The organism is Winogradskyella sp. (assembly GCF_013042245.1).
GTDB lineage: Bacteria > Bacteroidota > Bacteroidia > Flavobacteriales > Flavobacteriaceae > Winogradskyella.
In genome coordinates this window covers 1-9,798 of the sequence record NZ_JABDQL010000135.1, presented here as the reverse complement: position 1 = coordinate 9,798, position 9,798 = coordinate 1, and the positions used below count along the sequence as shown (strand labels likewise).

Below are 9,798 nucleotides of genomic sequence, written 5' to 3'. Positions count from 1 at the left end.
GATACAATAGAAGAATCAATCAAATTTATCATCTGACTGAATATCGGCTGTCCGAAAAAATGATTACTTTTACTCATAGCTATATTATTTGAAAGTTAATACAGCTATATACGAAAAATCCCTCAATTATTGAGGGATTTTTTATCGGACAACAATAATTTTAAATATTGTTCTCTATTTATTTCTAATAGCAACAGATGTTTTGGTATCCTTTTGCCAATCAGAAATACTAACAATAATATTCTTTGTATAATCTACTTCTTTTAAAGTTTTATTAGACCAATAAAACCATTTGCCGACCTTTTGCCCATTATCATAATTCGCTGCTACATTCTTTTTTCCATTACTATCAAAACTTAACCACTTACCATGTAATTTACCATCTAGAGTATAAGAGCCTGTTTGGCTAATTACTCCATTGTCATGATAATAAATAACATCTATTAAGTTAGTGTCTTCGTTAACTTTTAATTCTCTCTCTTGCTGAGCAAAAGAAACCATACCAATGAAAAATGCGAATAAGACTAAAATTTTTTTATTCATGATTAATGGGTATTGATTATTAATAGTATCAAATATAAAGATTTGATAATACTTAAGCAACAATTTATTAACATTAAATTTACATTAAGAGTTAATTATTTTATATTCAATTACTTGCGCTCTATTTTTATAAATATTATGTTTAATGATTACTTAATATTAAGATTGCGATGAGATTAAGTATCTCTTGTAATTTAGCCTTATCTTATAAGAGATATTAGTTTCGTATAATCTATTAGTTTTTGTCGACTAATTATCATGAATTCTAATTACTGCCTTTGGCAAAGGCAGTTTTTTTGTGTAAAAACTTAACAGTAAAGAAACATTTGTATTTGAAATATATAAGTTCTTTGCAGCGACAAAAATTAATAATTATAATGAAATTTAAATTTACTTTAGTTGCTATTGTATTAATGGCAATTACTTCGCTTAATGCACAAGAAATTAGTGACACTAAATTTGGTAAAGGTTTAATTAACTTCACTGCTAAAGACAGTTCTTTTAGCGTTAAATTTGCGCCACGTTTTCAAGTTCGCTCCAATTCCTCATGGGATTATGATGGAGACCAATACGGAAGCCCGGATCACAACTTTATAGTTAGACGTGCGCGTTTAAAGTTTGATGGATTTGCTTACAGTCCAAAATTGAAATATAAAATAGAGCTTGGCTTATCAAACCGTGATATTTCGGGAGCAAATGATTTTAATAGAAATACACCACGTTATATTTTAGATGCAGTAATTATGTGGAATTTTTCTGGTAACTGGGAGTTATGGGCAGGACAAACAAAATTACCTGGTAATGTAGAACGTGTTGTTTCTTCTGCGAATATGCAATTGGTTGATCGTTCATTACTTAATAGTCGTTTTAACATAGATCGTGATTTGGGTATACAATTGCGTCATAAAACTAACTTAGGTGGTAATTTCTTAATGCGAGAAAAACTATCACTTTCTCAAGGTGAAGGACGTAATGTCACAGAAGGAAATGAAGGTGGTTTACAATATACAGCGCGTTTAGAATTCTTACCATTCGGAACTTTTATATCAAAGGGTGATTATTCTCAGTCTGATTTGAAGCGCGAAGAAACGCCTAAACTTATGGTAGGTTTCACTTATAATTATAACCAAAACGCTGTAAGAGAAAGAGGTTTTGCAGGAGATTACATGTTAAGAACTGACGGTACTCTATACGAAACTGACCAAACCACAGTTTTTGCTGATGCTATGTTTAAGTATAACGGTTTTTCTTTTATGGGAGAGTATGCCAAAAGAACAGCTACTAATGAAATTGCAACTGAAGCTGATGGTGTTACTCCAACAGGAGATGTTGTTTTAACAGGTAATGCTTTAAATTTACAAGCAGGTTACTTATTTAAAAGCAACTACGAAATTGCTGGTCGTTTCACAGCAACTAATTATGAATCTATAACCAATCGTGACCCAGAAAGACAATACACACTAGGTTTTAATAAATTTGTTGTAGGTCATAAGCTAAAAGTACAATCAGATATAAGCTACACTAGTATTGATGGTAATGAAGACAACATTACTTTTAGATTAGGATTTGATATTCATTTTTAATCATAAAACATAACAATTAGGTAACTTTTTCTGTGTAAATAATACCGATATTTGCACTCCTTTTTAAACAAAAAAACTATGGATAATATTTATTTATTTATGTTGATTGCCATTACAGTATTAGCAGTCGCTGATATTGTAGTAGGTGTTAGTAATGATGCTATTAATTTCTTAAACTCTGCTATTGGATCTAAAGTAATATCGCTAAGAACTATAATGATAGTAGCAAGTCTAGGTATTTTTATTGGAGCCGTTTTTTCTAGCGGAATGATGGAAGTCGCTCGTAAGGGAATATTTATCCCAGCTGAATTTGAATTTGGGGAAATCATGCTCATTTTCATGGCTGTGATGATTACAGATATATTACTCTTAGATTTCTTTAATACACTCGGGTTACCAACATCGACAACAGTATCGATTGTTTTTAACTTATTAGGTGCTGCTGTAGTGATGTCTTTAATAAAAATTAATCACACAGACTCTCAAACCTTATCAGATTTAGGAACGTATATAAATACAAAAAAAGCAGTAGAAATTATATCTGGCATTCTACTATCTGTAGTAATTGCTTTCTCTGTTGGTGCATTTGTTCAATGGGTTTCAAGACTGATTTTCACATTTAACTATGAGAAAAAAATAAAAAACTTCGGAATAATTTTTGGTGGTGTTGCACTCACTGCGATTACCTATTTTATATTTCTTAAAGGTCTTAAAGGGACTCCTTACTATAAAGAACTTAAAAGTGCATTAGAAGGCAACGAGGGTTACATCGTTTTAGGAAGTTTTATTTTCTGGACATTATTTTCATTTATATTTGAAAAACTTACCAAAAAAACTGTTTTACTCGTTGTTATTGCAATTGGTACTTTTGGATTGGCATTAGCGTTTTCTGGTAATGATTTAGTTAACTTTATTGGTGTACCAATGGCAGCATATCATTCATACGAAGCATGGATTGCTGGAGGAATGGATGTTACTATGACTATGGATGTTTTAGATAAAAAAGTTCCTGCTGAGCCATTACTGTTATTTATTGCAGGTGCAATTATGGTATTAACACTTTGGTTTTCTAAAAAAGCAAAAACAGTTGCTGAAACTGAATTAAGTTTATCTCGTCAAGGAGAAACACATGAAAAATTTGAACCTAACAGAATCTCTCGAGCAATTGTAAAAGGAACATCTCAATTATCAAGCTACTTTAGTGTTATTATACCAGACTCTGTACAAAAGAGAATTGGATCTAGCTTTGACAAACCCAACTTTACGTTAACAAAAGACCAGAGTATCGATGCTCCTGCATTTGATATGATTAGAGCTTCTGTAAATCTTATGGTAGCTGGTGTGTTAATTGCTATTGCAACTTCGATGAAATTACCATTATCTACTACTTATGTAACATTTATGGTTGCTATGGGTACATCACTTGCAGATCGTGCTTGGGGTAGAGAAAGTGCCGTATATAGAGTTGCTGGTGTACTTAATGTTATTGGTGGATGGTTTGGTACTGCTATCGGCGCATTCGTTGCTGCTGGTATCGTAGTCTTTTTAATTAACTGGAACCCAAGCGTTGTAATTCCAATAATGTTATTGTTAACAGTTATTTTATTATACAGAAACTACAAGTCTCATCAAAAAAAATCAAATAAAACAATTGACGAAGACAGCTTAAAGAAAGCTGAAAGTAGTTCTTTACAAGGTGTTATTCTTGAGAGCGCTAACAATATGGCTAATCTTGTAAAACGTACTAATAGAATTTACTCTAATGCAATTGTTGGATTAGCAAAACAAGATTTAGACTTACTTAAAAAGAGTAAAAAACAAGTTGTCAAGTTATCTGACGAAGTAGACGAATTACGTGATAATGTCTTCTATTTTATTAAAAACTTAGATGAGTCTAGTGTAGGCGCTAGTGATTTCTACATTAATATTTTAGGCTATCTACAAGACATGACGCAGTCATTAGAATATATAACCAAAGTTAGTCACAAGCACGTTAATAATAATCATAAAAAACTTAAGTTCAGCCAAATCAAAGAGCTAAAAGAAATAGATGATAAATTAGAAATATTATTTGAAGATACTCGAACTGCGTTCAAATCAGAATCTTTTGAAAAAATTGGTGCTATTTTAGACGAAAGAACTGAGGTGTATAAACTTGTTAAGGATAAAATTAAAGAACAAGTTAAACGTACGAGAACAGAAGAATCTAGTCCTAAAAATACCACACTATACTTTAGTCTGTTATTAGAGACTAAAGATTTAATTAAGTCAACAATGAGTCTATTAGAAGAATATCATGATTCATTTGATAGTTCTGTAGAACCTGCTACAATTAACGTAGTAGAAGAAATTGTTGAAAGCCCAGATGCTTCTAAAGAAACGAAATAATTTATATTATTAGTTAACCTAAGCCATTACTTTTCAGTAATGGCTTTTTTAATTACTTAAAGTAAGAAGTAAGAACCCTAAAACTGCACCAATAACAATCGTCCAAATGGTACCTACCTTTGTTTTAAAAGTTAATAAAGCAGCTAATAGCGCAATAATAATACTTTGCCATTCGACTAACGTTTCTTTGCTCATTACAAAGAGTACCGCCAACATTACAGCTACTGCTGCCACATTAACCGAATCCAGAAAACCTCTGAGAATTTTTGATTTTCGCATTTTAGGTATAAATGGATTTAACACCAATACAAACAAAAAAGATGGCAGAAAAATACCTGCAGTAGCTGCTAAAGCTCCTGCAAATCCAGAAAGTTGATACCCTATAAAAGTTGAAGTAGATAATACAGGCCCAGGTGTAAACTGTCCAATAGCAATAGCATCAATAAGCTCTGGTCTAGTTAACAGACCTCTTGTAACAAGTTCTGCATCTAAGTAGGCAAATAATACATAGCCGCTACCATAGAGTATAGCTCCCACTTTAAGAAAAATCAAAAAAAGCTTTACAGCTGTAACTTTTGTGACCGTTGCGTTTAATCCAAATAAAAGAAAAAAAGGTGCAATGCTTTTGATATCTGTTGTTACTTTATTCTTTAAGTAGAAATACCACATACCTAAAAGACCTGCAACCAATAAAGCTACAACTTCGTTAACACCTAACAAACTTGCTATCAATACCAATAGACCAATAATAATGAGTTCTGTACTTTTTATCGCTTTTTTACCTAGCTTAAAAATAGCAGAAGCTATAATGGCCAAAACCGCAGGTTTAATACCATAAATAAATGGTTCTACTTCTGGAAGCTGACCGTACTTAACATACATATAAGCTAAAATAGCCGTGATAAGCGTAGCTGGAAATATAAAAGCTATTCCAGCGACAAAAAGACCTGCCTTGCCAGCCCTTTCATAACCACAATGCATGGTCATTTCTGTAGAATTCGGTCCTGGAATCAAATTTGTAGTACCAATAAGATCTAGAAAATAGTCACGAGTCATCCACTTTCGCTTCTCAATGATTTCATCTTCCATCATTGCTATGTGAGCAGCTGGTCCGCCAAAAGCGAAACAACCCAATTTAAAAAATACTTGAGCGACCTCTAATAATTTCGTATTCATAAAAAAATTTGAGCTTTAAAAATCCCCATTTCCTAAAAGCGTATCCTTTTTGACATAGAGTAAATCTGCTACATCGATAAGTTTGTCTGCTATATCATTGACATTGTCATAATCATTAAATAAAGAGGAAGCCATATCCGTTGTAATACGCTCTTTCCTAATCAAATTATCAATGGCTATATCATTGACTTGCTTATTTGTTTTTAGTGCCGCTTTCATTGCCATTAATTTTTTGTGGTATTCAAGATTATCATCTTCTGTTCTAAACAAGTGAATAACTCTAAGGACTTTAGCAGTTCGCTTACGAAGTTTATCATATTCCTTTTTAATAAATTTATTATCTGCGTTTAGATACATAGACACGTTTCGGCTTAGCTCCAAGACTGCTTTTAGAATTTCTACCATTTTCCGATTTGCAGCTTTAAGCTCAGTCACTTCCTTATTTTGCTGCTCTGTAAGTGTAAACTTGTTTTGAGTTAGAGAGGCATATCTAATTATTTCGCCATAGATATTTTTGACTCGCTTCGTATATAAATCCCTGACGTTAGCATCAAAAAGTACATGTGACTTTTTGATGACTTTCTTCATTTTTTCGTCAGACTTAATATCAGTACGATGAATATGAAGTGCATGAGATACAATTTCAAAAACGGAATTCTTAAACAATCTTTTAGACTCTTTAGATAAAGCTAACAAAGCTGTTTCAGGATATTTTAAAACCTGTTCTTTTAAAAATTTTGGTTCGTCAATAGCAGTTTCAATATCTACTTTTTCTGGAACAAAACGCTCCACTATTTTAGCTATAGGCTTTACAAACCATACTAATAAAAATGTATTAGCAATATTAAAGGTGGTATGAAATATGGATATAGCAACTGGAATAGCCATTGCGCTAACATAGGGTGAAACCGAACCAAAATAGACAGATATCCTGCTTACCATTTGTAAAAAAGGATAAAAAAGAATCAGCATCCAAACAACACCAATAAGATTAAAAATAAGATGCGCCCTTGCCGTTTGTTTCGCTTTGTGATTACCTATAATGGCCGCTAAATTTGCCGTTATGGTTGTCCCAACATTTTCTCCTAAGACCATTGCCGCGGCTAACTCAAAAGGTATCCATCCTTGAGCAGTCATTATTAAAGTTAATGCCATAGTAGCACTAGAGGATTGTACGATTACAGTTAAAACCGTTCCGATGAATAAAAAAAGTAATACCGATAAAAAGCCTAAATCTGCATACTTAGACAAAAAAGCCAATAGCTCTGGATTATTCTTTACATCTGGCATAGTCTCCTTCAAGAACTGAAGCCCAATGAATAAAACAGCAAAACCAACTACAAAATTTCCAATATTTTTAAAACGCTCTTTCTTTAAGAACGTTAAACCAAAACCTAGACCTACTAAAGGTAGAGCTATAGCGCTCATACTTACTTTAAAACCTAAAATTGTAATGAGCCAAGCCGTAATAGTTGTTCCTATATTAGCACCCATTATAACACCTATCGATTCTACAAGCGTTAGTAACCCTGCATTAGAAAAACTAACGACCATTAGGGTAGTTGCGGAGGATGACTGAATAACTGAAGTGATAAAAAATCCGGTCAATATCCCATAAACTCTATTAGAAGTCATGGAAGCCAAAATGGTACGCATTTTATTTCCAGCCAATAACAATAAAGCATCGCTCATAACTTTCATTCCAAAAAGAAAGACTCCGAGTGCTCCTAAAAGTTGTAATAAGTTTGTAAAACCGTATTCCATGATAACTTAATTTGAATGTCCGTAATGAGTAATAATTAAAATTTCAAACTCATTCTGTCACATTGAGCGTGGTCGAAACACCTTGTAAAACAATACTTTATATTTCTCGACTACACTTCGACTACGCTCTGTGACCACGCTCGAAATGACAGAGAAATCATTAAATTTTTCAATTTATGATTAAAAAAGGATAATCAATTAACTTAATACCATTAAAGTACTATAATGCTATTAAAATGCAAAGTGAAATCAAAAAATTCAAAATTTTAATTGCTTTATAACATCCAAAAAAGGCCTTTCGCCATATATAAAATTAGATTAAAAACTACAACATGAAGAAAATTTCATTCCTTTTAGTTTCAGTCATTTTATTATGCGCATGTGTCTCAAAGAAAAAGTATGCAGCTTAAGAACAAAGAAACGGAGAACTTACAGGTAAGCTTACTAAAACAAGAGTAGAAAAAGAAGACTTAGAAGGTAAGTTTACAAAAATCAAAGCACGAGTCGATGAGTATAATCTTAAAATTCAATCGCTTAATGAAAATGTTGAGAGATTGAGCATAGAAAATGCATCTCGACTTCAAATTTCAGAAGATGGTTCAGTCGCATCAGATTATAGTAAAAGCTTAATGCGTCAAACATTGCAAAATGTCGACCCTTCCAAACTGACTGGTGCAAAAACACTTAAAGATTCGATCAACTTTGCCATGGAGTATAACTTATCAAAAGCTATGAATATTAGTGGTTTAAACGAAGATGAAGATATCTCTGTTGATATTAACAAAACCGTAGTGATGATTGCTATTTCTGATAAGATGTTATGGTCGAAGGACATACCAATTCTAGAACAATCAATACAAAAAAATTACAGACAACTGGGATTTGAGTATATTGAGAGCAACTTCGGTTGTTAGAAAGTTACAAAACAAATATGATGTAGCACCAGAAAAAATTATTGCTTCTGGCCGTTGTAGTTACCAACCCTTGGTTGATAATACCACACGTGAAAATCGTAGAACACGTAGTATACTCATGCCTAATATAGACAAGTTTTTTGCTTTGATGGAAACAAAGTAAGTTGTAAATCTCCCATTTATAATAATAAAAGCATCCTCCCGTAGAATTCGGCATTGGATGCTTTTTTATTTGATAAATTGTAATTTGCAGAAAACACAAACCTTATGAAATCTGTTTTAACCTATCTTTCGCTTTGTTTTACACTAGTTTGTCTGAGTCAAAATCCTTCTGCCTTACAATTACTCGATAAAGCTATTAACTATCACGACCCTAGTGGTAGTTGGTCTGAATTTTCTGGTAATTTTAAAGTCACCATGACCACACCAAATCAGAGTCCACGAGTTAGTGATATCACTATAAATTTGCTTGCTGAATTTTTTAGTGTTACCTCACAAAGAGATAAAACGTCACAAACCTATACTGTTGATAAGGATATCTGCTCACTATTATATAATGAAAAAGAATTAAACGGTGCTGAAGCTAAGGCAAAAAATATGACCTGCGAGCGTGCTAGCATGTACAAAAATTATTATACCTATTTGTACGGATTGCCCATGAAACTTAAAGACAAGGGTACTCATATAGACCCAAAAGTAGAACGCAAAACCTTTAAAGATAGAGACTATTTGGTTTTAAAAGCCACTTACGATGCAAAAGTTGGCACAGATGTTTGGTACTTCTACTTTAACCCAGAAACCTATGCTATGGAAATCTACCAGTTTTATAAAACTGACGATAATGGCAAGGTAAAACCAGGTTCTGGTGAATATATTCTATTATCTGAAGAAGAAACCGTAAATGGTATTAAAATGCCTAAAATACGTGCTTGGTATTATAATAAGGATGATAAATACTTGGGGACTGATACTTTAGGTAACTAAAAGTTCAGAGGTCAGAAGACGCAATGAATATTCAAAATTTCATGTCTTATTTAATTGCCAGAGTGCCATTTATCTATATGATAATAGGTTCAGTACAGACAACTTACTTAATTGAATATTCTAAAAATGAAAAAAATACAGTTAAGACAACAATCTATAGAGTCTCAATTACATTACCAGCATTTAAAAAACCAGTTAAGATATTTATTATTTTTATAGTTTTGATAATGCGACTTATATTTCTCGACTGTCGCTCGAAAATACAGAAAATAAGGTTTGTTTTTAGCTTATGATAGTTAGCGTACATACAATAAAGTTTTTTGAGTTAGTCATTTAATTTCCGTACATTTAAGTCAATAAAATTAGGATAATGGAACAATTTGAAGGACAAGATATACTAAACTTTATAAAAGAATTTCCAAATGATGAGGCTTGCAAAGTCTATT

8 protein-coding genes are annotated in these 9,798 nt (G+C 32.4%); 5 read left to right on the top strand and 3 right to left on the bottom strand.

The genetic code is table 11. The features are described 5' to 3' along the window. Positions 1-174: 174 nt before the first annotated feature. Positions 175-543, bottom strand: coding sequence for a nicotinic acid mononucleotide adenyltransferase (locus HKP48_RS10540; protein WP_296345620.1), 369 nt, complete (start codon positions 541-543; stop codon positions 175-177). Positions 544-920: 377 nt separating this feature from the next. Between HKP48_RS10540 and HKP48_RS10535 the strand changes: the two genes are divergently transcribed. Together HKP48_RS10535 and HKP48_RS10530 are read left to right on the top strand one after the other, a co-directional pair. Then, positions 921-2,126: a porin gene (locus HKP48_RS10535; protein WP_296345618.1), complete on the top strand. Its 1,206-nt coding sequence runs from the start codon at positions 921-923 to the stop codon at positions 2,124-2,126. A gap of 78 nt (positions 2,127-2,204) precedes the next feature. Beyond that, entirely contained in the window at positions 2,205-4,514 is a 2,310-nt protein-coding gene (locus tag HKP48_RS10530; protein ID WP_296345616.1) for an inorganic phosphate transporter, read from the top strand. A 48-nt stretch (positions 4,515-4,562) separates the two neighbouring features. Here HKP48_RS10530 and chrA read toward each other — a convergent pair whose 3' ends face one another. After that, entirely contained in the window at positions 4,563-5,690 is a 1,128-nt protein-coding gene (gene chrA / locus HKP48_RS10525) for a chromate efflux transporter (RefSeq protein ID WP_296345614.1), read from the bottom strand. Positions 5,691-5,705: 15 nt separating this feature from the next. After that, entirely contained in the window at positions 5,706-7,454 is a 1,749-nt protein-coding gene (locus HKP48_RS10520) for a Na/Pi cotransporter family protein (RefSeq protein ID WP_296345612.1), read from the bottom strand. A 554-nt stretch (positions 7,455-8,008) separates the two neighbouring features. Between HKP48_RS10520 and HKP48_RS12300 the strand changes: the two genes are divergently transcribed. From HKP48_RS12300 to HKP48_RS10510, 3 genes are all read left to right on the top strand, one after another. After that, positions 8,009-8,368 carry a hypothetical protein gene (locus HKP48_RS12300; RefSeq protein WP_363928614.1) on the top strand — a complete coding sequence of 120 codons (360 nt, stop codon included), beginning with the start codon at positions 8,009-8,011 and terminating at the stop codon, positions 8,366-8,368. Beyond that, positions 8,337-8,531, top strand: coding sequence for a hypothetical protein (locus HKP48_RS12295; RefSeq protein WP_363928613.1), 195 nt, complete (start codon positions 8,337-8,339; stop codon positions 8,529-8,531). The genes HKP48_RS12300 and HKP48_RS12295 overlap by 32 nt, the downstream gene beginning before the upstream one ends. Positions 8,532-8,635: 104 nt before the next feature. Further along, positions 8,636-9,352, top strand: a complete 717-nt coding sequence (locus HKP48_RS10510; protein ID WP_296345610.1) for a DUF6503 family protein — start codon at positions 8,636-8,638, stop codon at positions 9,350-9,352. The last annotated feature ends 446 nt before the right edge of the window (positions 9,353-9,798 follow it).

What these genes read in the sequence shown, in the direction of transcription:
- HKP48_RS10535 (WP_296345618.1), top strand. Translation starts at nt 921, where the DNA reads ATGAAATTTAAATTTACTTTAGTTGCTATTGTATTAATGGCAATTACT.
- HKP48_RS10530 (WP_296345616.1), top strand. Translation starts at nt 2,205, where the DNA reads ATGGATAATATTTATTTATTTATGTTGATTGCCATTACAGTATTAGCA.
- HKP48_RS10510 (WP_296345610.1), top strand. Translation starts at nt 8,636, where the DNA reads ATGAAATCTGTTTTAACCTATCTTTCGCTTTGTTTTACACTAGTTTGT.
- chrA (WP_296345614.1), bottom strand. Translation starts at nt 5,690, where the DNA reads ATGAATACGAAATTATTAGAGGTCGCTCAAGTATTTTTTAAATTGGGT.
- HKP48_RS10520 (WP_296345612.1), bottom strand. Translation starts at nt 7,454, where the DNA reads ATGGAATACGGTTTTACAAACTTATTACAACTTTTAGGAGCACTCGGA.
- HKP48_RS10540 (WP_296345620.1), bottom strand. Translation starts at nt 543, where the DNA reads ATGAATAAAAAAATTTTAGTCTTATTCGCATTTTTCATTGGTATGGTT.